Raw genomic sequence first — 23,036 nt, 5'->3', positions numbered from 1 at the left:
TTACTGTGAACGGTAACTCTTGAGCGGATAGCTTCCGGAATTTTTTGAATTTTTTGAAAAAATGCTTGACCGGTAGTAACAATCGGATAGTATAATCGGCAGTAAAAACCGGAGACGGGAAAAACGGAGCAGAACAGGCTCTTATCCGCAAATGGGAGGAATGGTTCAGATGAAGAAAAAGTTTATATTTCAGATGGTCGTTGATATGATAATGACGGTGCTGCTGCTGTTTCTTATGGCGCGGCAGCTTACCGGGGAATCCGCGCACGAATGGCTTGGAGCCGGGATGTTTCTTTTGTGGATCGCTCATCATATTCTGAACCGGAACTGGTACAGTCATCTTTTCAAAGGGAAATATACGCCGGTGCGCATTCTGCAGACCGTGATAAATTTCGCGGTACTGCTCTCCATGCTCGGTCTGATGGTGAGCGGCATCCTGCTTTCCAGAGAGGTGTTTGCTTTCCTGCCGGTTTCCGGAGGAATCGCGATGGCAAGGCAGCTTCATATTCTCTCCGCGTTCTGGGGCTATGTGCTGATGGCGCTGCACCTCGGTCTGCACTGGAACAGGATTCTCGGCATGGCGCGCAAAGCCGCCGGATCGGTCACCTCAGGACCGCTGCGCATCCTGCTGCGCGCGGCGGCGGTGCTTGTCGCCGGATATGGTCTGTATGCTTTCCTTAAGAACCAGTTTTTGTCCTATATGTTCCTGACGACCCACTTTGTGTTCTTCGATTTTGAAAGACCGGTCCTGCTCTTTTTTACAGAGTATCTCGCTATTATGGGGCTGTTTGTCTTTCTGGCGCATTATGCCTCCAGAGGAATACAGAAGCTGAACGGGGGAAGAAAAAAATAATATTGATAACAGGCAGCAAAATAATCCGTCCGCGCCGGGGCATCACGTCACCGGCTGCCGGGCGGGATTTCGGTCGCGGGGCTGGCAGCTCCATATAATCTCCATATTTCCATGTTATGATGCCAGAATCAGAAGGACTGGCTGTTTTTTATGTCCATTTGTCCCCTGGCTCATGCTATACTATAAAAGAAAGGTGGGCAGTAAGCTGTCAGGGAGAAACTTTGGGAGGGAGAAATGTATCAGATACTGGTAATAGAGGATGACGAGGATATTCAGAAGATTCTGAAAAATTATCTGTGCGGGAACGGATACGGTGTGGTTCTGGCGGGCGACGGTGTGGAGGGCATTCATAAGTTTCATGAGCATACCTGCGACCTTGTTCTGCTGGATGTGATGCTGCCGAAGATTGACGGTTTCGGGGTGCTGGAGCTGATTCGCCGGGAGTCGGAGGTGCCGGTAATGATGCTGACGGCGCTGGAGGAAGAGGAATACCAGATTCGCGGACTGGACCTGAAGGCGGACGATTATATTACCAAGCCTTTTTCCGTGCAGGTGCTGCTGCGGAAAATTGCGGCGGTGCTGCGCCGCGCAAACAGGGACGCCGGGCAGGAACAGATTGTTTATAAAAATCTGCGGCTGGATCCGGCGGGGCACCATGTGTATGTCGGGCAGGAAAACGGGGATATTACGGAACCGGAGCTGACGCAGAAGGAATTTGAGCTGCTGCATGTGCTGCTTATCAATAAAGGAATCGTGCTGACGCGCCAGAAGCTGCTCAATCTGGTCTGGGGAGAGGATTATTTCGGTGAAGAGCGTATTGTGGACACACATATCAAAAATCTGCGCAAAAAGCTGGGACCAGGCTGCATCAGTACCATAAGAGGGGTGGGATACCGCATTGATAAAGAAAATAAGAACCAGTCTTACCATTAAAATTTTTCTGCTTGTCGCAGCGCTTCTGCTTGCGGCAAGCGGCGTTACCTATGCGGCGGTGGCGCGCTTTCTGCCGACGTACTACTCAAATGAGCTGGAGAAAAGCATTGACCAGCTTTCACAGGAGCTGGTGAAAACGATTGAATCCTTCTCCTCTATCGGGGACGCGATCACTGCTATTGATCTGTTCCAGGCGAACTCACAGGCTTCTGTGACGATTCTGGATGAGGATGGCTACTATGTCTGGGCGTCGCTGGCGGAGGAGACGGTGGCGGAGGGCAGCGCCGCAGAAGAGGATTTTGTGATACAATATGTGACGGGGGATGCCGCTGGGGACGCTGTTTCTGCAGGAAATGATACGGTTGTGGAAGAAGTTGAGGAAACGGTAGTTGCGGAAGATACTGCTTCCGGGAAGGACGCATCCGAAGAGGAAGATACTGCTTCCGGGAAGGACGCGCCCGAAGAGGAAGATATTGCTTTGGGACAGGACGCACTCGAAGAGGAAGATACTGCTTCCGGGAAGGACGCGCCCGAAGAGGGAGATACTGCTTTGGGACAGGACGCCGCGGCGGGGCAGGAGTCTGCGGATATGGAGACGGTGTGGGAAGCGCCTGCGGATGCGGAGGCGTCTGCGGATGTGGGGACGGCGTGGGAAGAGGGAACGGCTCTTTCAAGCGGCGTTGCGGCGGATACGACGGTGAAGAAATACGACCTGGAAGTCGGCGGAAAGCCCTATACTATGCTTGTCACCGGCGGTATGCAGCCGGTCGACCAGGCGATGGGGATTCTGCGGCAGATATTTCCCTGGATTTTTGCGGTCGCGGTCTGCATGGCGGTGATATCTGCGCTGGCGGCGTCGCTTTATCTTACGCTGCCGGTCGTGCGTTTAAGCCGTCTTTCGCGGAAAATGGCAGAGCTGGATTTTTCCGGGACTTATACGGGAAAGCGCCGGGATGAAATCGGAGCGCTTGGCGCAGACTTAAATGAACTGGCGGAAAATCTTTCCGGTGCCCTTTCGAAGCTGCAGCAGGCGAATGCCCGCTTAAAGTCTGACATCGAGCTGGAACGGGAGCAGGAGAGAAAGCGGATGGCGTTTTTTTCAGCGGTCTCGCATGAGCTGAAAACGCCGATTACTATTTTAAAAGGACATCTTACCGGGATGCTGCAGGGCGTCGGGGAATACAGGGACAGGGAATATTATCTGCGGCGCTCGCAGGAGACGGCGGAAAAAATGGAGGAGATGGTGCAGGAGCTGCTGACGGTATCCCGGATGGAGACGACGCCCTTTACGGTTTCCAGAACGGATATCGCCGAGCAGCTCCGGCTGCAGCTCGCAGAGCTGACAGAGCTTTTTGAGGCGAAGGAGCTGAGGCTGGCGCTGGAGCTTCCGGAGCATCTGTGGGTGGATGTCAATGCCGCGCTGATGGAGAAGGTACTGCGCAATCTGCTGACAAATGCACTGCGCTATACACCGGCGGGCGAAGAAAACCGGATTTGTGTACATCTGTATCAGAAGGGACAGCTTGTTTTTTTTAATATAGAAAATACTGGCGTCCATATCCCGGAGGACGCCCTGCCGCATATTTTTGAAGCCTTTTATCGTGTGGAGCAGTCGCGCAGCCGTCAGATGGGCGGAAGCGGTCTCGGACTTTATATCGTAAAAATGGCGCTGGAAATGCATGGTGCAGACGCCGGAGCGTATGGCGCGGAGAATACGCGGGACGGCGTGCGCTTCTTCTTCGTACTGGATGCGTGCGGTCCCCGGAGCGCGCCCGCCGGGCTGCCCCGGAAATAGCGGATCAGAGCGCGCCCGCCAGAATACCCCGCAAAGACAGAATCGCAGCTCCATGAAAATCACACATAAACTCCAGATGGATTACAAATAGCAGTGCTATCCTTTTGATGTAACAGAAAAGCAGCAGGGCAGCCTGGCTGGAATGTTACAAACAAAACAGTAAAGGAGATGCACAGTATGAAAAGAAAAATGGTGATGTTACTGACGGGGAGCATTCTGGCTCTGGCGTGTGCCGCGGGAAGCGCGCAAGCAATGACATATGGGTATGACCTTGGCAACGGAAGCTCCGTCTACTATTTTGCCGGGGAGGCAGGCGGGAAAACAGCCGGACAAACGGCCAGAGAGGCAGTCAAAGAAACAACTGGACAAGCGGCAGGAGAAACGGCCGGACAAACTTCTGCTGTGGATGCGGCGCAGCAGACGGAGGAGGAGCGCCGGCGGGCAGAGGCATGGTACAAAGCTTCCATGCAGGAGGCGGTCGCTTATGTGGAAAAGTATGGGGTATCCTATGATGCGGAAAACGACCGTCTGCTATATGAGGGAAAAACCGTGCGCTGGCTGATTGACGAGCAGATTGACGACTGCTATGAGGCGATTCACATGCCGGAGGGCGAGATTGACCTTTACACGGTGCGGGATGAGGATTATACGCTGACAGGAGTGAGAATCGCGACGCAGGAGGAGTACGACGAGCGCACGCGCGAGGATGAGCTGGCGGAAAAACAGGTGTATGCTGTTACACCGGGAACCGCGTCCGAAAACCGGGTATATAGCTCACAGGAAGCTGCATCCGAAGGCGGAGAAAACGCGGCATATCATGATATCGTTATAGAAGAAAAGCCGGAGAGAGGAGTTCTGTATACCTGGAGCACAGACGAAGGGCTGGCAGTGGATAGTGTGCCCGGAAATGCGGCGCAGTCGGAAAAGAGCGATGTCGTTTATTCCCAGGACAGACCGGGAAGCACGACCGAAGAGAATGGTACCGCGTATTCCCAGGACAGACCGGGAAGCACGACTGAAGAGAACGGCACCGCGTATTCCCAGGACGGACCGGAAAAAACAGCCGTTGCGCAGGAGGACGGAGACGGTTCCTGGACAGAAACGGAGGAGGAGAAGCAAAAAGCGGCGGAGTATGAAAAAGCCGGCATTACAAGAAGCAGCAGCGGCGGCTGGCTCTGGAATGGGCAGGCGATCTATTTCCTGTTGGATGAGGACGGCGGACTTTCTGTAAACAACACCTCCGAGACAGCCGATAATAAAATTTATGTTCTGGTAAAGCGGAATGAGGATGGCAGCATCAAAGAGGTAAAGCAGGTGACAGATGAGGAAGTCCTGAAAGCAAAGGTACAGATGGATAAGTAATGTATGAAAAGGCAGCAGTTATTGTTATAGGCAATTTCTGCTGCTATCCGGCTTTGCGCAGATTGTCCTTGTAACGGAAAGGAGAGGCATATATAATAAAAGAAGAAGTGTACTGGCAAAAGACCAGTGAACAGAAGGTAAGGTGAAGCGGTATGGCGAGGACTGTCGCGATTGGACATCAGGATTTCGAAACGGTAAGAAAGAATGACTATTTCTATATTGATAAAACGGATTTTATCCGGGAATGGTGGGAAAACGGGGACAGCGTGACTTTAATTACCCGTCCGAGAAGATTTGGAAAAACGTTGAATATGAGTATGGCAGAGAAGTTTTTTTCTGTCAACTATGCAGGCAGAGAGGATTTATTTGAAGGGCTGGATATCTGGAAACTGGAAAAGTTCCGTAAGATACAGGGGACATATCCGGTGATTTCCCTGAGTTTTGCGGGAATCAAAGAAACGTCTTTTCTGGAAACAAGAAAGAAAATCTGCCAGACAATTACAGAAGTGTATAACAAATACGATTTCTTAATGGAAAGTGATTTGCTGAATAAGAAAGAAAAAGCATTTATACAGGAAATCTCTGTAGATATGGAAGATTATGCGGCAACCTCATCATTGAAGGTCCTGTCAGATTATCTTTGCAGGTATTATGGAAAAAAGGTAATTATTTTGTTGGATGAGTATGATACTCCGATGCAGGAAGCTTATGTAAATGGATTCTGGGAGGAACTGGCTGCATTTACCAGAAGTTTGTTTAATTCTGCATTTAAGACAAATCCATATTTAGAGCGTGCGATTATGACTGGAATTACGAGGGTTAGTAAGGAATCGATATTTTCTGACCTGAATAATCTGAAGGTAGTTACCACCACCTCTGACGAATATAAATGCGCCTTTGGATTTACAGAGAGTGAAGTATTTGAAACATTGGAAGAATATGGATTATCAGATAAAAAGCAGGATGTAAAAGACTGGTATGATGGGTTCACATTCGGAGGGCTGTCAGATATCTATAATCCGTGGTCTATTATTAATTATCTGGATACAGGAAAATTCGCTACGTACTGGGCGAATACAAGCAGCAATAGTCTGGTGAACAAGCTGATTCGGGAAGGAAGTTCCGAAATGAAACAGGAGTTTGAGGAGCTTTTAAAAGGCGGCGTATTAGAAACCGTGATCGATGAACAAATTGTATTTAGCCAGCTTTCTACAAAAGAAAGCGCTATATGGAGCCTTTTGCTTGCCTGCGGTTATCTGAAAGTAGTGCAGTATACTCTGGATGAGCCTTCTGGCAGAGAATATTATAAATTGGCGCTTACGAATAAAGAAGTACGGATTATGTTTCAGAATATGATTCGGGACTGGTTTTCAGAGGAAGAGCCGGGATACAATAATTTTATCAGGGCTTTGCTGGCAGACGACATTGATGCGATGAATGAATATATGAACCGGGTGGCAATGGCAACATTCAGCTATTTTGATACAGGGCAAAAAAACTCTGTTGAAGAGCCGGAACGATTTTATCACGGATTTGTGCTGGGGCTGATGGTGGATCTGACCGGACGTTATGTGATTTCATCCAATCGGGAAAGCGGGTTTGGAAGATATGATGTCATATTAGAACCGTTAAACATACAGGATAATGCGATTATTCTGGAGTTTAAAGTGTTCCGCCCGAAGAAGGAAAAAAATCTGGAAGATACGGTGAAATGTGCATTGGAACAGATTGAAGACAAAAACTATGCTGCATCCCTGACAGCAAAAGGAATTCCGAAAGAACGGATTCGAAAGTATGGCTTTGCTTTTCGCGGAAAAGAAGTTTTAATAGGATGATATAGTGTTATTTGTTGATAAAAAGTTGAAAAAATCCTGTTAGAATGAATGCAATTAAAGCATACAGGCCGGAAGGATTCTGAAAGAGGGGAGATTGCGGTGTACAGGATTTTGATTGTGGACGATGAACCGGATATTGTGGAAATGCTGCGGTGCTTTTTTGAGCGCCGCGGCTATTTTGTACTTACGGCGACAGACGGGGCGGAGGCACTGAAAAAGGCGGAGCAGCAGCCGGATATGATTCTGCTGGATGTGAACATGCCGGAGCTGGACGGCATGGAGGTGTGCAGGCGCATCCGGGATTTTGTGCCCTGCCCGATTCTGTTTCTGACGGCGCGCATCGAGGAGAGCGACAGGGTGCAGGGGTTTGCGGCGGGCGGCGACGATTACATTTTAAAGCCGTTTTCCCTGGCGGAGCTGGAGGCGCGGGTCGCCGCGCATCTGCGGCGCGAGACGCGCAGAATAAACGGCGCAAGCGTCCGGTTTGATAAAGAACTGTCGATTGACTATTCGCAGCGGAAGGTGTTTGTAAACAAAGAGACGCTGGCATTTCCGAAAAAAGAATTTGCCATTATTGAGCTGCTGTCCGCAAATGCGGGACAGGTGTTTGACAAAGAGCGGATTTATGAAAAGGTGTGGGGATACGACGGGGAGGGCGACAGCAGCGTGGTCGCGGAGCACATCCGCCGCATCCGGGCGCGTCTGTCCGCCGTCACGGACAGGGAGTATATCGAAACAGTCTGGGGGTGCGGTTATAAATGGAAAAGCTGAAACGGACCTTTCAGAATATGTCGCTGCGGAAAAGTCTCGCCTGCTATATCATTCTGTTTGCGCTGCTGGCGGCGCTGCTCGTTATGCTGACGGAGAATCTCTGCCAGCGCGGTATCGATGCTGTCTATGCCAGATATCCGGATGAGCGGGAGCGCTATTATCTTGTCGATGAAAACGGTCAGCGGTTGGGCGAGAGCACCTATGTTTACAAGCAGGAGATGGAGCTTCCGCAGGAGGCGAAGCGGGCGCTTGGTCTGCTGGAGCTTCTGCCGGCGGTTCTGACGCCGGTATATGCGGCGGCGTGCACGCTGGCGGCGGCGCTGTTTTTTTATCGTCGGAAGCTGAAGCGTCCGCTGGCGCTGCTCACAGAGGCGTCCGGAAAGATAGCGGAAAATAATCTGGATTTTTCCGTGGAATATGACCGTGCGGATGAGATGGGCGCTCTTTGCGGCGCCTTTGAGCAGATGCGCGCCGCGCTGGAGGAAAATCAGAAGGAAATGTGGCGGGCGGTGGAGGAGCGGAAACGGCTGAATGCGGCGTTCGCCCACGACCTGCGCACGCCGCTGACGGTTCTGCGCGGCTGCAATGAGATACTTCTGCTTGCAGAAGACGGGCAGGAGCGGCGCACGGCGGAAATGATGCAGAAGCATATTCAGAGACTGGAGGGCTACGTCGCGGGCATGAGCAGCCTCCAGCGGCTGGAGGACCGCGCGCCAATCTGTGCGGAGCTGCCGCTGGCGGACCTTCTGGGAACGCTGAAGGACAGCGCCGGCGTGCTCTGCGCACAGTATCAGAAGGAGTTTCAGTTTGCGTATCAGACAGCATCCGCGCGGCTTTCTATGGATGCGGATATTTTTCAGCAGGTATCGGAAAATCTGCTGTCGAATGCGGTGCGCTATGCAAAGACGTCTGTCTCGGTAACGGTGCGGGAGGCGGACGGCGGGCTGCTGCTCACTGTAGCAGACGACGGCGGAGGATTTTCGGAAAAGGGGCTGAAAAATGCCTCAGAGCCCTATTACAGCGAGCAGAAAAAAGGCGGGCGTGCATCAGATGGCGACAGCGGAAATCACTTCGGGCTGGGGCTGTATATCTGCAAGGTGCTGTGCCGGCAGCATGGCGGCTGGCTGAAAATCGAAAACCGGGATTCCGGCGCAAATGTAACGGCATTTTTTTCAGAAAAGATGCCAAAACGTTGATAAAAAGTAGAAAAGTCTGCATTAAACTCTTTCCATAACACGGGGAGAGTTTTTTCATGGCAAAAATGGTGCAAAGTGCCTGCAATGCTATGAAACAAAGCTTCTAAAACCACGCATAGAAGGAGGATGTAATATGCAGCTACAGACAAAACAACTGACAAAAAAGTATGGTGATAAAACGGCGGTGAATCATCTGAACCTGATATTTTCCAACGGGATTTATGGTCTGCTTGGTGCCAACGGAGCCGGGAAGACGACGCTGATGCGGCTCTTGTGCGGTCTGCAGAAGCCGACAGAGGGAGAAATTTTGCTAAACGGAAAACCGGTCTCGCAGATGGGAGCCGCCTTTGCGGGACTGCTCGGTTATCTGCCGCAGCAGTTTCCATACTATCCGGATTTTACCGCCGGGGAATACCTGCGCTATATGGCGGCGGTGAAGGGACTCGGCAGAGAGGAGGCGCAAAAGAGAAGCGGAGAGCTTCTGTCGGCAGTCGGGCTTGGCAGAAAAGAAGGCGAAAAAATCCGCCGCTTCTCCGGCGGCATGAAGCAGCGGCTTGGAATCGCGCAGGCGCTCTTAAACGACCCGAAAATCCTTATTTTTGACGAGCCGACGGCGGGTCTGGACCCGAAGGAGCGCATCCGTTTCCGCAGCCTGCTGCATTCCTTTGCCGAGAATAAAATCGTGCTGCTCTCCACGCATATCGTTTCCGATGTGGAAAATACGGCAGACATCATTCTGATGATGAAGGACGGGAAGCTGGTGTACACCGGGCGGACGGACCGGACGGCGGAATCGGCGCGCTGCATCGGCGGACAGGCGGGCGCGGCGGATAATCTGGAAAAGCTTTATTTATATTATTTCGGGGAGGAAGAGGCATGAGACAGTTAATCCGGTTTGAGCTTAAAAAAATGTTTTCCAGAAAGGTGATTCTGGCGGCGCTTGCGGTGCTGGTATTTTTCAATATCAACAGCTTTCTGGTGGAATTTCCGGCGGAAAAAACGGCGTATGAACAGGAAATTGCCGGAAAGTATGAGGGTTTGCTGGACGATGAAAAGGTGCAGCAGATGCTGCAGGATTTTATGCCCACGCAGGAGCAGCTGGAAATGTGGAAGGGCGTGCATGTAATGCACATCGGCTTAAATTCCATCCAGACGGCGGTACATGCATACTTTGCCAATGAGGACGGAACCTGGAACGGCAAAACAGTACGGGATGTTTTCGGCGACCGGGAAATCCGGGTGGGCTACTGCAGCGGCTGGCTGGATTTTAGTATGCTGCTGGCAAAAATGATGATGGGCGCGGCGATTCTCTGCGTGCTGATGATAAGCCCGGTGTTCTCCGGCGAATATGCCGGGATGGACCAGCTTCTGCTGACAGCGCGTCTGGGGAAAACAAAATGCGTCGCGGCAAAGGTGCTTGCTTCCTTTCTGGCGGCCCTGGCAGTGGCGGCGATATTCCTTGCCGGAAATTTTGCCGGCGCGTTTCTGACGCTGGGGACACAGGGGCTGGAAGCAGGTACGCTGTTCTGCGGATATGAATATCAGAGGTGGATGCCGTTTAACATAAGCTGCCGGACGATGCTCTGCTATCAGACAGTGCTTTCCGTCAGCGGTATTCTGATGCTGACGGGCATTACGCTTGCTGTCTCCGCCGCGGCAAAAAATCAGACCACGGCGCTGATAGCCGCCTCTTTTTTGTTTCTGCTGCCGCTGATTTTAAACCTGCCGGAAAATGCGCCGCTCTTTAAAATCATCGGGCTTCTGCCCGCATACCAGCTTCAGTTTTCTGCTCTGATGCAGATTGGGCGGACGGGAAAATGCTTCTATGCGCTCCTTGGCATTCCGGCGGCGGCAGCCGCGATGCTGTGCGGCAGCCTGTTGGCGCGGAAACTGTGGAGAGGGCGGCAGACAGGGTGAAAACAGTTTTTTCTTCTTTTCCTGTTATTTTAATATGGAGTTTGTCCGGAAGTATGGTATAATGCAGGCAGTAGACGAGATTGAAGGGCCGACGGAGGAGAGGGCATAAGAAAAACCTCTGACGCCCGGAAGAATACAGGAGGAAAAGATGAAATACGATTTTACGACAATTATGGACCGCGCAGGCAGGGATGCCCTTGCCGTTGACGGACTTGGAAAGGGCGGCGCGCCGCAGAAGCCGCGCGAGGGATTTGACGTGATTCCGATGTGGGTGGCGGATATGAATTTTGCGACAGTGCCGACGGTTACGGAGGAGATTATCGCACGGACGCAGCATCCGGCGTTCGGTTATTTTGAGGCGCGCAAGGAATATTATGACAGCATTATAAAGTGGCAGGAGACGCGCAACGGCGTGAAGGGGCTGACGGAGGAGTGCATAGGCTATGAAAACGGCGTGCTCGGCGGCGTTATCAGCGCGCTGAACGTGCTCTGCTCAAAGGGGGATGCGGTTCTTCTGCACTCGCCCACCTATATCGGTTTTACCAGCGCACTGAACAATAACGGATATCATATCGTGCATTCTCAGCTTCAGCAGGATGATAACGGCATCTGGCGCATGGATTTTGCGGACATGGAGAAAAAAATCGTGGAAAATAAGATTCACGCGGCGATTTTCTGCTCGCCGCACAATCCCTGCGGGCGTGTGTGGGAGAAATGGGAGATAGCGCAGGCGATGGATATTTTCCGCAGGCATGATGTTATGGTCGTATCGGATGAAATCTGGTCCGATATCATCCTGGACGGGCATAAGCATATCCCCACACAGTCTGTCAGTGAGGATGCGCGCAGCAGAACGGTAGCGCTCTATGCTCCCTCCAAGACCTTTAATCTTGCCGGACTGGTCGGCAGCTATCATATTATTTACAACCGGGCGCTGCGTGACCGCGTGCGCAAGGAATCGTCGCTTTCGCATTACAACAGTATGAACGTGCTCTCTATGTACGCGCTGATCGGCGCTTACCGGTCAGAGGGCTACGAATGGGTGGACGAGCTCTGCCAGGTAATCGGGCAGAATGTGGACTATGCCTGCAATTATATAAAAGAGCATTTTGAGGGAGTGACGGTCAGCAGACCGGAGGGCACCTATATGCTGTTTATTGACTGCAGCGGCTGGTGCGAAAAGCATGGAAAAACGATCGAGGAAGTGGAAAAGGCAGGCTGGGATGTGGGCGTTGCCTGGCAGGACGGCAGAATGTTCCACGGTCCCTGTCACATCCGCATTAATCTGGCGCTGCCGCTTTTGCGCGTAAAGGAGGCGTTCGCGCGGATGGATAAGTATGTGTTTCATGCGTGAGAAAATACCGCACGATTTGGGAAGCTGGCAGAGGCTGTCTGCCGGCTTCCTTTTTGAAAAAAGTAGACGAACAGTGACGATTGTGGTATGATAATACACAAAACCTGCCGCTGGCAGCGATAAAAGGAGAAAAGCAGGAAATTCTGCCTGCGAAAGGAAAAAGCTATATGGAACGGCTGCTTGAGATTTTAAATAAACAATTAAATGAGCATCTGCTGCGTATCACTGTGAGCAGAAAGCGTCATGCGGACGGCGCGGATAAGGTGAAAATCCGCCCGGTGACAGTAAAAGGGAAGCTTCTTTTTCAGACGGCGGTTTCAGACGGCAAAAAAGAGTTTCACAAAAATTACGAAAAGGACGCGCTGACAGCGCAGATTGAGACGTGGCTTCTGCAGGATTACAGACAGCTCAACATGGAAACGCAGGAGCTTTCTGTGCAGGCGCTGGTGAGCAAAAAAGGAAAAGCGTCGGTGAAGGTCAGAAGGAAGGAACAGCCGGAGGAGGCGGCAGCCGCGGAGCACAACCGTAAAAAGCAGTATCTCCTGGAGGAGGGACGGGCGGTGCCGTTTCTGGTTGACCTGGGCGTGCAGACGCCGGAGGGAAAAACGGTGAACGCGCATTACCGCAAGTTCCGGCAGATCAACCGCTTTCTGGAATTTGTGGCGGATATTCTGCCGGCGCTGGATAAAGACCGGGAGCTGACGATTATCGACTTTGGCTGCGGAAAATCGTATCTGACCTTTGCCATGTATTACTATCTTCACGAGCAGCAGGGGCTGGATGTGCGGATGATCGGGCTGGATTTAAAGGAGGATGTGATCGCGCACTGCAATCAGCTCGCCGTCCGGTACGGCTATGAAAAGCTCAGGTTTTTCACCGGGGATATTGCTTCTTATGAGGGCTGCACGCAGGCGGATATGGTGGTGACGCTGCATGCCTGCGATACGGCGACGGATTATGCGCTGGAAAAGGCGGTGGCGTGGAACGCAAAGGTGATTCTTTCGGTTCCCTGCTGCCAGCATGAGCTGAACAGACAGATTCACAGCGATTTGATGCAGCCGGTGCTGAAGTACGGACTGATAAAAGAGCGGATGGCGGCGCTGCTTACCGATGCCTTCCGGGCGGAGATCCTGGAGGAGCAGGGCTATCAGGTGCAGATTCTGGAATTTATCGACATGGAGCATACGCCGAAAAATATTCTTATCCGCGCGGTGAAAAAGAAAAATGGTGCGAAGCAGACAAACAGGGCGCTTACCGCCTGCATGGAGGCGTGGAATGCGCAGCCGCTGCTTGGCAGTCTGCTGAAGCGGGGTGAAGAGGATGAGGCGCTGCAGCAGGAAAATACGTAGGCGGCATACCGCCGGCCATCCGGAAAACGGCGATGGCTCAGTGGAGGAATGCAATGAAGAAAATATTAATCAGAATCGTGGTACTGCTGGCGGTTTTTGTCGTTTCGACGGCAGTTTTTTCGCAGCTTGTCAACGATGAGACGGAAATGCGGACGGAGGATATGGCGCAGGCGACGCTTCCGCTCGTTTATATGGTATACAGGGACGTGGAAATGAATCCGCTGCACGGGTATGTAAAGCCGATGGCGGTGACGGCTGTGCGCGATACGCTGACGCCCATTTCCACGGAGCGGGATATGAGTATCCGGGTACAGACCTTTGGCGCTGACGTGAGCGACATCTATTTTGAAGTTTTTTCGGCGGACGGCAAAACCTCGCTGGAAAACACGAAGGTGACGAATCTGACGCAGGAGGAGGACTACGTGGAGGCGTCCTTCACGCTGCAGAACTTTATGCTGATGAACCAGGAATATGTGCTGAAGCTTCAGCTGAAGGCGGACGGACGCGACGTCTACTACTATACCCGCGTGGTGCAGCAGGACAGCCTGCACACGAAGGAATATCTGGACTTTGTCAACAGCTTTTCGGAAAAGTGCCTCAACAAGCAGGAGGTTGACCGTCTGGCGCTCTATCTGGAGCCGGAGGGGGATGCGGAAGAGCTGGATTTATCCTTTATGGATATTCACAGCACCACGGACCAGGTGGTGTGGGGCAATCTGAATCCGCAGATTTACTATAAATCGATTCCGGCGATTAAGGAGCTGAATGAGACGACGGCGACGATCGTGCAGGAATACTTAATCAGTGCGCAGAGCGAGGAGGGCTATACGGAGCTTTATACGGTGAATGAATATTTCCGTCTGCGCTATTCTGATGAATCAGTGATGCTGCTGGACTTTGAGCGCTCGACGAACGAGATTTTCAACCCGGACAATGATGTGCTTACCGATAAGGGCATCCGGCTGGGCATCTGCGACAGCGATATTTCCTTTGTGACGGATTCCAGGAGCCGCTTCTACGCTTTTGAAATCGGCGGGGAGCTGTGGAGCTACGATTCCTCCAGCGGCAAGATGGCGCAGGTGTTCACCTTCCGCCAGAAGGAGGATTCCGATTACCGCGATATCTACGGGCAGCACGATATCAAAATCCTCAACGTGAGCACCAGCGGAAACATTCAGTTTGTGGTGGCGGGCTACATGAACCGCGGACGCCACGAGGGCGAGTCGGGTGTGGCAGTTTATTTTTACGACGCTTCCTCCGGGGGCATCGAGGAAATGCTGTTTGTGGATACGATGCGCTCCTACGACCTGCTGAAGGCGGACGTGCAGGAGATTTCGTATGTGACGGACGACCAGGAGGATTTTTATCTGCTGCTGGACGGCGATGTGTATGAAATCAATCTGACGACCTTTGAGACGGCAAAGGTTGTGGAAAATATGAAGCCGAACTGCTATGCGGGCTCCGAATCCGGCAGATATTTTGCGTATCTGGAGGAAAATGAGGCGTATAATTCGCGCACGATTACCATTTATAATATGGATACGAAGGAGCGCAGCCAGATTACCTGCGGGGAAAATGAGCGTATCCGGATGCTGGGCTACATGGGAGAATCGCTGGTTTACGGTATCGCGGAGGTGTCGGATATCGACGCGTCGCACGAGGGCGATGAAATTTTCCCGATGCGCACGATTTACATCATGAACGAGGACGGAGAGGTGGTCAAAGAGTATGGCGAGACCGGCATTTATGTGACGGACGCCACGATTGAGGACAAGCTGCTGACCATGACGCGCGTGCGCAAAGCGGGCGACGGCTGGGAGGATGCTTCCGAGGACCATATTATTGATAATACGCAGGAGACGGATTCTGCGGGGCTGACGACGCAGGTGAGCGACCGCAAGCAGACGGAGCGCATCCTGCTGATGGAGGACGCTTCCGAAAAGAAGACGCCGCAGACGGTGCGCAGCCGCATGATTGTCAGTGAGACGGACCGCACGGTCACGATAGAGGAAAAAGAGCACACGGAAGAGCTGTACTATGTTTATGCGAAGGGCAGACTGGACAGCATCTATGAAAACGCCAATACGGCGATTGTCCGCGCGAACGAGCTCTTTGGCGTGGTGGTCGACCAGGACCAGAATTATATCTGGGAGCGCGGCAATAAGAAAACAGCGGCGGAATTTTCGGTGGATGAGGTGCCGGCGTGCATTTTAAGCGGAACGATGGATACCGCCTACCTGCAGGAGCAGCTTCCGGATAAGCTGGTGCTGGACCTGTCGGGCTGCGAAATCGATTCGGTGCTTTATTTCGTCAGCGAGGGCAATGTGCTGCTGGCGGACACGACGGACGGCGTGCGGATTATACTGGGCTATGACCAGTGGGGAAATGTCCGTCTCTATGAACCGGGGGCGGAGGAGTCCTATCTGATCAGTGATGAGGATGCGCTGGCATTGTTTGAAGAATCGGGCAACGTGTTTATCGGATTTCTCGATAAACCGCAGGAGTAGACAAGAAGGCAGGGAAGGTCTGACAATGTATCAGTTTGAAAAGGTGAATAAAAAGCTGCTTGGCTCGCAGGTGGAGGATGAGCTGATGAATTTCATCCTGCAGGAGCCGGTGAAGGTGGGAGAAAAGATTCCGAATGAATTTGAGCTGGCGGAGCGGTTCGGCGTGGGAAGAAGCACCATCCGCGAGGCAGTGAAGTCTCTGGTCTCCAAGGGCGTTCTGGAGGTCCGGCGCGGCTCCGGAACCTATGTGATCAGTACGTATTCCGTGGAGGAGGACCCGCTTGGCTTTGCCAGATTCCAGGACCGCTATCAGCTTGCGCTGGAGCTTTTTGAGGTCCGGCTGATGCTGGAGCCGGAGATTGCCGCGCTTGCGGCGGGGTCGGCGACGGAGGAGGAACGAAAAAAACTGAATGAATTATGCGATGAGGTGGAACAATTATACCGCGAGGGAAAAAACCATTTGAAAAAAGACGTGGAGTTTCACACATATATCGCAAAGTGCAGCAAAAACCGGGTGGTAGAGACGCTGATACCCATCATCAACACGGCGGTCATGACCTTCGGAAATCTGACGCACCGCAAACTGATGAAGGAAACCATCCAGACGCACCGGGCAGTGACGGACGCCATACAGAAGGGCGATGCCACCGGCGCCCGCTGTGCGATGATTATGCATCTGACATACAACCGCCAGATGCTGATGAAGATGATGGAGGAACGGAAGGAGCAGGAGACGTCGGACGGGCAGGCGGAGAAGCGGAAGCCTCCGGTGAGCGGGCAGGAAGAGCTGCAGATGGCGGACGGGCAGGCAGGAAAGACCGGAAAAGTCGGATGAGTAAGCAGGAAAAGCCGCAGACATCAGATGAATAAGCGGCAGAATCGGCGCCGGGGCGAGACGTCCGGGGTGCGGCACTGGGTATAAATGGGATGAATATAGACAGAATAAACAAAAATGGCAGGTTTTCCACCGCGAAAATCTGTCTTTTTTTGTGGAAAAAGGAGAAGATGAAGAAAATACATCAGATGTATTGACGAAAATCGGCTTGAATTGTATAATAAAACCAACATAACATAAGACGTCAGATGTTATAAAGGAAACGAAATTATGCTGAAGGAGGAAATATTAGTTATGACTGGAGAAGTCGCTCTGAATCCTACCCGGCTGGTGATCGCCGCGCTGATAGGACTCGCATTACTGTTGGTACTGATTATTAAATTTAAGGTTCAGGCAATGGTTGCTATCCTGGTCGGCGCGATCGTCATCGGGCTGGTAGCAGGAATGCCGTTCGAGGATATCGTGACGGCGGTAAATGATGGTATTGGAAACACGTTGAAAGGCATTGCGCTTCTGGTGGGGCTTGGCTCGATGTTCGGCGCAATTCTGGAGGTATCGGGCGGCGCCCAGACGCTTGCCGTCTCGATGGTAAAATGGTTTGGCGATAAAAAGGCGGCGTGGGCGCTCGGAATTACCGGTCTGGTTATTTCGATGCCGGTATTCTTTGACGCCGGTCTGATTATTCTGATTCCGCTTGCATTTTCGCTGGCCAAGAGAACGAAACGCTCCTCACTGTATTATGTGATTCCGCTGCTCGCAGGTCTTGCAGTCGGACATGCGTTTATCCCGCCGACACCGGGACCGGTGCTGGTGGCAACGATGCTCGGCGTGGACCTTGGCTGGGTGATCATGGTCGGCATCTTCTGCGGTATCTTCGCGATGATCGTGGCAGGTCCGGTATGGGGCTCCATCTGCGGAAACAAGTATTACGTTCCGGTTCCGGAGCATGTGGCGAACCAGGAGGATTTTGATGAATCAAAGCTGCCGAATTTCTGGACGATCGTCGGCATTATCCTGATTCCGCTGGTACTGATTATTCTGGATTCCGTTGCTGGCGTTGTTCCGGCAATGGCTCCGATCGCGCCGATCCTTGGCTTCCTCGGCGAACCGTTCGTAGCGCTTCTGATCGCGACCATCGTGGCGATGCTCGTGCTCGGCGTGAAGCATGGCTATAAAATGGAAGAGCTGGAGAAGATCATGACAAAATCTCTGGAGCCGACCGGACTGATTCTTCTGGTAACAGCCTGCGGCGGCGTGCTCCGCTACATGCTGCAGTATTCCGGACTTGGCGACGTGATCGGAAACGCGGTGGCATCCGCAAACCTTCCGATCGTTGTGATCGCATTCATCGTAGCTGCGCTGGTAAGAATCTGCGTGGGTTCTGCAACGGTGGCAATGACGATGGCGGCAGGCATCATCGCGGCAATGCCGGGCATCGCGGAGCTTTCCCCGCTGTATCTTGCATGTACAACGGCGGCAGTCGCAGGCGGCGCGACGGTATGTTCCCACTTCAACGATTCCGGCTTCTGGCTGGTGAAGTCGCTGGTGGGCATGGATGAAAAGACAACCTTAAAGACATGGACGATTATGGAAACGCTTGTAGGCGGAACCGGTTTTGTGGTAGCATTAATCATATCCTTCTTCGCATAGACGGATGGCGGGGCGAAAAGGAGTGACGTACCTTCGCCCCGCGCATCACAGAAAAATCGCGACAGGACATTTATTATAAATAGAAAGGGCTGCAAACAATGGAATTAAAGAGTCAGGAAATGAGAAGATTAGCGCCGGAGCTTGATCCGCTGCGCATCGGTACCGGCTGGAAGCCGGAGGATTTATCAAAGGTTCAGGTCATGATTGAGAGCACTTTCGGAGACAGTCATCCGGGAAGCGGTCATCTGGACGTATTGGTGGAGGAAGTAAGGAAAGGCGTGGAGGCAGCGGGCGGACACGGCGCGCGTTATTACTGCACCGACATCTGCGACGGCGAGAGCCAGGGAACGGACGGGATTAATTTCAGTCTGGCAAGCCGTGAGATGATCGCAAACATGATCGAGATCCACGCAAACGCGACGCCGTTTGACGCCGGTGTTTATCTGGCAAGCTGCGACAAGGGAATGCCGGCAAACCTTATGGGGCTGGCGAGAGCGGATATCCCGGCGGTGGTTGTTCCGGGAGGAACCATGAACGCCGGACCGGAAATGCTGACACTGGAGCAGCTCGGCATGTACAGCGCAAAATATCAGCGCGGAGAGATTGACGAGGAAAAGCTGAACTGGGCGAAATGCAATGCCTGCCCAAGCTGCGGCGCGTGCTCTTTTATCGGAACGGCGTCCACGATGCAGATTATGGCGGAGGCGCTCGGTCTGGCGCTGCCTGGAAGCGCGCTGATGCCGGCGACCAGCCCGGACCTTCTGGCATACGCAAGACAGGCGGGAGAGCAGGCGGTGAAGCTGGCGACGATGCCGCATATGAAACCGTCGGAAATGGTGACGATGGAAAGCTTTGAAAACGCGATTCTGGTACATGCGGCAATTTCCGGCAGCACGAACTGTCTGCTGCACATTCCGGCGATTGCCCATGAATTTGGCATTGAGATTACGGGAGACACCTTCGACCGCCTGCACAGAGGCGCGCACTATCTTCTGGATGTGCGTCCGGCGGGACGCTGGCCGGCAGAGGTATTCTACTATGCGGGCGGTGTTCCGGCGATCATGGAGGAAATCAGGCAGCATCTGCACCTGGATGTGATGACGGTGACGGGAAAGACGCTCGGCGAAAATCTGGAGGAGCTGAAGCAGAACGGCTTCTATGAGCGCTGCGGAAAATGGCTGGCGGATTTCAACGCCCGCTATGGGGTGAATGTCACAAAAGAAGACATCATCCGTCCGTACGACAAGGCAATCGGGACAGACGGCAGCATTGCTATTTTAAAGGGCAACCTGGCGCCGGAGGGCGCAGTGATCAAGCACACGGCATGCCCGAAGGAAATGTTTAAGGCGGTGCTGCGGGCAAGACCGTTTGACAGCGAGGAGGAATGCCTCGATGCAGTGCTGAAGCATAAGGTGCAGAAGGGCGACGCGGTGTTTATCCGCTATGAAGGTCCGAAGGGCAGCGGAATGCCGGAAATGTTTTATACCTCCGAGGCAATCAGCAGCGACAAGGAGCTGGGACGCAGCATTGCACTTATCACGGACGGACGCTTCTCCGGCGCTTCCACCGGTCCGGTGATCGGACACTGCAGCCCGGAGGCTGTGGACGGCGGTCCCATCGCGCTTGTGGAGGAAGGCGATTTAATTGAAATCGACGTTATGGAAAGAAAGCTGAACATCATTGGTATCCACGGCGAGGAAAAAACGCCGGAGGAAATCGACGCGGTGCTCAAAGAGCGCAGGCAGAACTGGAAGCCGCGCGAGTCGAAATACAAAAAAGGCGTGCTGAGACTTTTCAGCGAGCACGCAGCAAGCCCGATGAAAGGGGCATATCTGGAATATTAAAATACCGGGGAAAAGGTGCGCGGTGCGGAAAAAATCCGACGGCATCGCAGCCAGGGCATCCGGATTTCATATTAAGAGCTGCGGGGAGGCGTTCTGCCTCCCCGTTATCGTTTGAATGGCGGCGGCGAAATTAACCTGCCGTTATTTTTTTTCGCCGGTAATTAACAACGGCTCCATTGTGCATATCCGACCGGTCTGCTATAGTAAAAGTGTAAGGCAGTTGCTGCTTACATCAGCAAGGGATGCCTGCCACGATGTGCAGGCGATCCCGGAGGTTAAAACGGAGGGAACAGCCGTGCGGGGCGCGCCGCGGAGCTTATGTTATGACAGGCGAAGGAGGATGGACAGATGCCAATGAATACAGTGATACGGGAGAGAAGGAAGGCACTTGGGCTTACACAGGAGCAGGTTGCGGAACGGCTGGGCGTGTCGGCACCGGCGGTAAATAAGTGGGAGAAGGGAAACACTTATCCCGACATTACGCTGGCGGCTGCGCTTGCGCGTCTGCTGAAGGTGGATCTGAATACCCTGTTCTGTTTCCGGGAAACATTGACGCAGAAGGAAATAAACAGTTATATGGACGAAGTGACAAAGGAAATTGGAAAAAACGGCGTTGAGGCAGGCTTTGCTATGGCGGAGAGCCGGATACAGGAATATCCGGACTGCGGGCTGCTGATTGAGGGAATGGCGATGCTTCTGGATGGAAGCATTATCATGGCGGATATCTCCGCGGAGGAAAAAAGCCGCTGCCAGAAGCGCGCAAGGGCACTGTATGAGCAGGCAATGAACTGCGATGATGAGAAAGTCCGCTGCCGGACTGGTTATATGGTGGCGTCAAAATACCTGGGGAGCAAAGAATATGAGAAAGCACAGGAGATAATTGATAAGCTTCCGGAGACGGAGCCGCTTGACAAAAATATGCTGCAGGCGGATTTGTGGAGGGAGCAGGGAAAATATGCGGAGGCGCTGAAGCTTGTGGAGCGGATGATGCTGCAGATGAATACAGAGGTACTGGGAAATTTGTGGAGGATGGTGGAGCTTGAGCTGGGGCTTGGAAATGCGGAAAATGCCGCAAAGCTTGCCGAAAAGTCGCAGAAGGCGGCAGAACTGTTTGATGCGTGGGGCTATAGCGGACTGGTCGGTTCTCTGACGGTGGCGCGGAAGCAGGAGAATATAGAGGAAACCCTGGGCCTTCTGGAGAAGATGCTGGAGCAGACTTTCCAGCCGTGGAACATGAGCAAATCGGTGCTGTACCATGAGCTTTACGAGAAAGTGGCAGCGAATGTATCTATGGCGGAAAAAATTCTGCCGCCGCTTCTTGCGGAGCTGGAGACCAGCCCGGATTACGATTTCCTGCGTCCGCATAAGGAGTTTGGGGAGCTGATTGAAAAATATCGGAGACGTCTGGAAAACCGCAGCCAGGTGTGAGAAAATTTAAACTGTTCTTCACAAACGGAATCTGACATCAGCTTTATGTAAACCGCAGCCGGTAGTGTTTTTTCCTTGCATTTTTCTGTAAATTTTAGTATAACAGAAGAGGAACAATGGTGACAGCGCAGCTCATCTGAGCTGTCACAAACAATAAAATGCAGGAGGAAACTATATGAATTATGCAGAAGAATCGCTGAAGCTCCATGCCGGATGGAAGGGAAAAATCGAGGTTGTATCCAGAGTTCCGGTATCCACGAAGGATGATTTGTCTCTGGCGTATACGCCGGGCGTGGCACAGCCCTGCCTGGAAATACAGAAGGATATTAATAAATCTTATGAGCTGACAAGAAGGCATAATCTCTGCGCGGTCATCACCGACGGCTCGGCGGTACTCGGTCTTGGCGATATCGGTCCGGAGGCAGGTATGCCGGTTATGGAAGGTAAATGCGTGCTGTTTAAAGCATTCGGCAATGTAGATGCGTTTCCGCTTTGCGTGAAAACGAAGGATGTCGATGAGTTTGTAAACACGGTCGCGCTGATTTCCGGGTCTTTTGGCGGCATTAATCTGGAGGATATTTCCGCTCCGCGCTGCTTTGAAATTGAGCGCAAGCTGAAGGAGCGCTGTGATATACCGATTTTCCATGATGACCAGCATGGAACAGCGGTCATTACGCTGGCGGGCATGATAAATGCACTGAAGGTGGTTGGAAAGAAGAAGGAGGAGGTACGGGTTGTGACCTCCGGCGCGGGCGCGGCGGCGATTTCCATCGTGAAGCTGCTGCTGGCGGCAGGCTTTCAGCATATTACGATGTGTGACCGCAAGGGAGCGATTTATGCGGGGCGCGACGGGCTGAACTGGATTAAGGAAGAAATGGCGCAGGTGACGAATCTGGAAAAACGGGCGGGCACGCTGGCGGATATGCTGGTCGGCGCAGACATCTTTATCGGCGTATCGGCGCCCGGCACTGTGACGACGGAAATGGTAAAAACGATGAACCGCGATGCGATTATTTTTGCGTGCGCGAATCCGACGCCGGAGATTTTCCCGGAGGACGCAAAGGCGGGCGGCGCGCGGGTGATTGCAACCGGACGCAGCGACTTCCCGAACCAGATTAACAATGTGCTGGCATTTCCGGGAATCTTCCGCGGTACTTTTGATGTGCGCGCAAGCGACATCAACGAGGAAATGAAGATGGCGGCGGCAAAGGCGCTGGCGGACCTGATTCCGGAGGAAGAACTGGACGCGGAGCATATCATCCCGTATGCCTTCGATGAGAAGGTGGGACCGGCTGTAGCTGCGGCAGTCGCGCAGGCAGCGCGTGACAGCGGCGTGGCGCGTATATAAGAAAACAGGAAGCGGGCGCAGCGCGGCACAAAACAGATGGTGCGGCGCGGCATGAATAA

General features: G+C 52.8%; 17 protein-coding genes. All 17 read left to right on the top strand.

What is annotated here, in order from left to right:
• The first annotated feature begins 169 nt into the window (after nt 1-169).
• The 17 genes from NQ534_RS04120 (at nt 170) to NQ534_RS04040 (ending at nt 22,977) form a co-directional block, all read left to right on the top strand.
• Nucleotides 170-853 carry a DUF4405 domain-containing protein gene (locus tag NQ534_RS04120; RefSeq protein WP_040782279.1) on the top strand — a complete coding sequence of 228 codons (684 nt, stop codon included), beginning with the start codon at nt 170-172 and terminating at the stop codon, nt 851-853.
• Between the two features lie 234 nt (nt 854-1,087).
• Nucleotides 1,088-1,786, top strand: coding sequence for a response regulator transcription factor (locus NQ534_RS04115; RefSeq protein WP_006860991.1), 699 nt, complete (start codon nt 1,088-1,090; stop codon nt 1,784-1,786).
• Complete coding sequence (locus NQ534_RS04110) at nt 1,752-3,581, top strand: sensor histidine kinase (protein WP_006860992.1); 1,830 nt, start codon at nt 1,752-1,754, stop codon at nt 3,579-3,581. The genes NQ534_RS04115 and NQ534_RS04110 overlap by 35 nt, the downstream gene beginning before the upstream one ends.
• A 177-nt stretch (nt 3,582-3,758) precedes the next feature.
• Nucleotides 3,759-4,943 (top strand): hypothetical protein, encoded by a 1,185-nt coding sequence (locus NQ534_RS04105; protein ID WP_040782283.1) that lies wholly within the window; start codon nt 3,759-3,761, stop codon nt 4,941-4,943.
• Nucleotides 4,944-5,095: 152 nt separating this feature from the next.
• Nucleotides 5,096-6,778 (top strand): AAA family ATPase, encoded by a 1,683-nt coding sequence (locus tag NQ534_RS04100; RefSeq protein WP_006860994.1) that lies wholly within the window; start codon nt 5,096-5,098, stop codon nt 6,776-6,778.
• A gap of 48 nt (nt 6,779-6,826) precedes the next feature.
• Nucleotides 6,827-7,549: a response regulator transcription factor gene (locus NQ534_RS04095; RefSeq protein ID WP_006860995.1), complete on the top strand. Its 723-nt coding sequence runs from the start codon at nt 6,827-6,829 to the stop codon at nt 7,547-7,549.
• Nucleotides 7,537-8,745, top strand: a complete 1,209-nt coding sequence (locus tag NQ534_RS04090) for a sensor histidine kinase (RefSeq protein ID WP_006860996.1) — start codon at nt 7,537-7,539, stop codon at nt 8,743-8,745. The genes NQ534_RS04095 and NQ534_RS04090 overlap by 13 nt, the downstream gene beginning before the upstream one ends.
• Nucleotides 8,746-8,878: 133 nt before the next feature.
• On the top strand, nt 8,879-9,625 hold the full coding sequence (locus tag NQ534_RS04085) for an ABC transporter ATP-binding protein (protein WP_006860997.1): 747 nt from the start codon (nt 8,879-8,881) through the stop codon (nt 9,623-9,625).
• Complete coding sequence (locus tag NQ534_RS04080; RefSeq protein ID WP_006860998.1) at nt 9,622-10,662, top strand: ABC transporter permease; 1,041 nt, start codon at nt 9,622-9,624, stop codon at nt 10,660-10,662. The genes NQ534_RS04085 and NQ534_RS04080 overlap by 4 nt, the downstream gene beginning before the upstream one ends.
• Before the next feature lie 148 nt (nt 10,663-10,810).
• A complete protein-coding gene (locus tag NQ534_RS04075) occupies nt 10,811-12,016 on the top strand; it encodes a MalY/PatB family protein (RefSeq protein WP_006860999.1) in 1,206 nt (401 codons plus the stop codon).
• 167 nt (nt 12,017-12,183) lie between these two features.
• Nucleotides 12,184-13,365: a class I SAM-dependent methyltransferase gene (locus tag NQ534_RS04070; protein WP_040782400.1), complete on the top strand. Its 1,182-nt coding sequence runs from the start codon at nt 12,184-12,186 to the stop codon at nt 13,363-13,365.
• Between the two features lie 53 nt (nt 13,366-13,418).
• Nucleotides 13,419-15,872, top strand: a complete 2,454-nt coding sequence (locus NQ534_RS04065) for a hypothetical protein (RefSeq protein WP_040782287.1) — start codon at nt 13,419-13,421, stop codon at nt 15,870-15,872.
• A 25-nt stretch (nt 15,873-15,897) separates the two neighbouring features.
• Entirely contained in the window at nt 15,898-16,707 is an 810-nt protein-coding gene (locus tag NQ534_RS04060) for a FadR/GntR family transcriptional regulator (RefSeq protein WP_006861002.1), read from the top strand.
• Between the two features lie 294 nt (nt 16,708-17,001).
• On the top strand, nt 17,002-18,357 hold the full coding sequence (locus NQ534_RS04055) for a GntP family permease (RefSeq protein ID WP_040782406.1): 1,356 nt from the start codon (nt 17,002-17,004) through the stop codon (nt 18,355-18,357).
• Between the two features lie 98 nt (nt 18,358-18,455).
• On the top strand, nt 18,456-20,201 hold the full coding sequence (locus NQ534_RS04050; RefSeq protein WP_006861005.1) for a dihydroxy-acid dehydratase: 1,746 nt from the start codon (nt 18,456-18,458) through the stop codon (nt 20,199-20,201).
• A 348-nt stretch (nt 20,202-20,549) separates the two neighbouring features.
• Complete coding sequence (gene relB, locus NQ534_RS04045; protein ID WP_006861007.1) at nt 20,550-21,629, top strand: type II toxin-antitoxin system RelB family anti-toxin; 1,080 nt, start codon at nt 20,550-20,552, stop codon at nt 21,627-21,629.
• A gap of 175 nt (nt 21,630-21,804) precedes the next feature.
• The gene (locus NQ534_RS04040; RefSeq protein WP_006861008.1) at nt 21,805-22,977 is read left to right on the top strand and encodes an NAD(P)-dependent malic enzyme; all 1,173 of its coding nucleotides are present in this window, start codon (nt 21,805-21,807) and stop codon (nt 22,975-22,977) included.
• The last annotated feature ends 59 nt before the right edge of the window (nt 22,978-23,036 follow it).

It is taken from the genome of Marvinbryantia formatexigens DSM 14469 (assembly GCF_025148285.1).
Classification (GTDB): Bacteria; Bacillota; Clostridia; order Lachnospirales; family Lachnospiraceae; genus Marvinbryantia; species Marvinbryantia formatexigens.
This window is presented reverse-complemented; position numbering and strand designations above follow the sequence as displayed.

Bases quoted from the DNA above. Each gene is read 5' to 3' on its own strand.
- NQ534_RS04055 (WP_040782406.1), top strand. From the start codon at position 17,002: ATGACTGGAGAAGTCGCTCTGAATCCTACCCGGCTGGTGATCGCCGCG.
- NQ534_RS04115 (WP_006860991.1), top strand. From the start codon at position 1,088: ATGTATCAGATACTGGTAATAGAGGATGACGAGGATATTCAGAAGATT.
- relB (WP_006861007.1), top strand. From the start codon at position 20,550: ATGCCAATGAATACAGTGATACGGGAGAGAAGGAAGGCACTTGGGCTT.
- NQ534_RS04070 (WP_040782400.1), top strand. From the start codon at position 12,184: ATGGAACGGCTGCTTGAGATTTTAAATAAACAATTAAATGAGCATCTG.
- NQ534_RS04065 (WP_040782287.1), top strand. From the start codon at position 13,419: ATGAAGAAAATATTAATCAGAATCGTGGTACTGCTGGCGGTTTTTGTC.
- NQ534_RS04100 (WP_006860994.1), top strand. From the start codon at position 5,096: ATGGCGAGGACTGTCGCGATTGGACATCAGGATTTCGAAACGGTAAGA.
- NQ534_RS04040 (WP_006861008.1), top strand. From the start codon at position 21,805: ATGAATTATGCAGAAGAATCGCTGAAGCTCCATGCCGGATGGAAGGGA.
- NQ534_RS04085 (WP_006860997.1), top strand. From the start codon at position 8,879: ATGCAGCTACAGACAAAACAACTGACAAAAAAGTATGGTGATAAAACG.
- NQ534_RS04075 (WP_006860999.1), top strand. From the start codon at position 10,811: ATGAAATACGATTTTACGACAATTATGGACCGCGCAGGCAGGGATGCC.
- NQ534_RS04105 (WP_040782283.1), top strand. From the start codon at position 3,759: ATGAAAAGAAAAATGGTGATGTTACTGACGGGGAGCATTCTGGCTCTG.
- NQ534_RS04080 (WP_006860998.1), top strand. From the start codon at position 9,622: ATGAGACAGTTAATCCGGTTTGAGCTTAAAAAAATGTTTTCCAGAAAG.
- NQ534_RS04090 (WP_006860996.1), top strand. From the start codon at position 7,537: ATGGAAAAGCTGAAACGGACCTTTCAGAATATGTCGCTGCGGAAAAGT.
- NQ534_RS04050 (WP_006861005.1), top strand. From the start codon at position 18,456: ATGGAATTAAAGAGTCAGGAAATGAGAAGATTAGCGCCGGAGCTTGAT.
- NQ534_RS04120 (WP_040782279.1), top strand. From the start codon at position 170: ATGAAGAAAAAGTTTATATTTCAGATGGTCGTTGATATGATAATGACG.
- NQ534_RS04060 (WP_006861002.1), top strand. From the start codon at position 15,898: ATGTATCAGTTTGAAAAGGTGAATAAAAAGCTGCTTGGCTCGCAGGTG.
- NQ534_RS04095 (WP_006860995.1), top strand. From the start codon at position 6,827: ATGCAATTAAAGCATACAGGCCGGAAGGATTCTGAAAGAGGGGAGATT.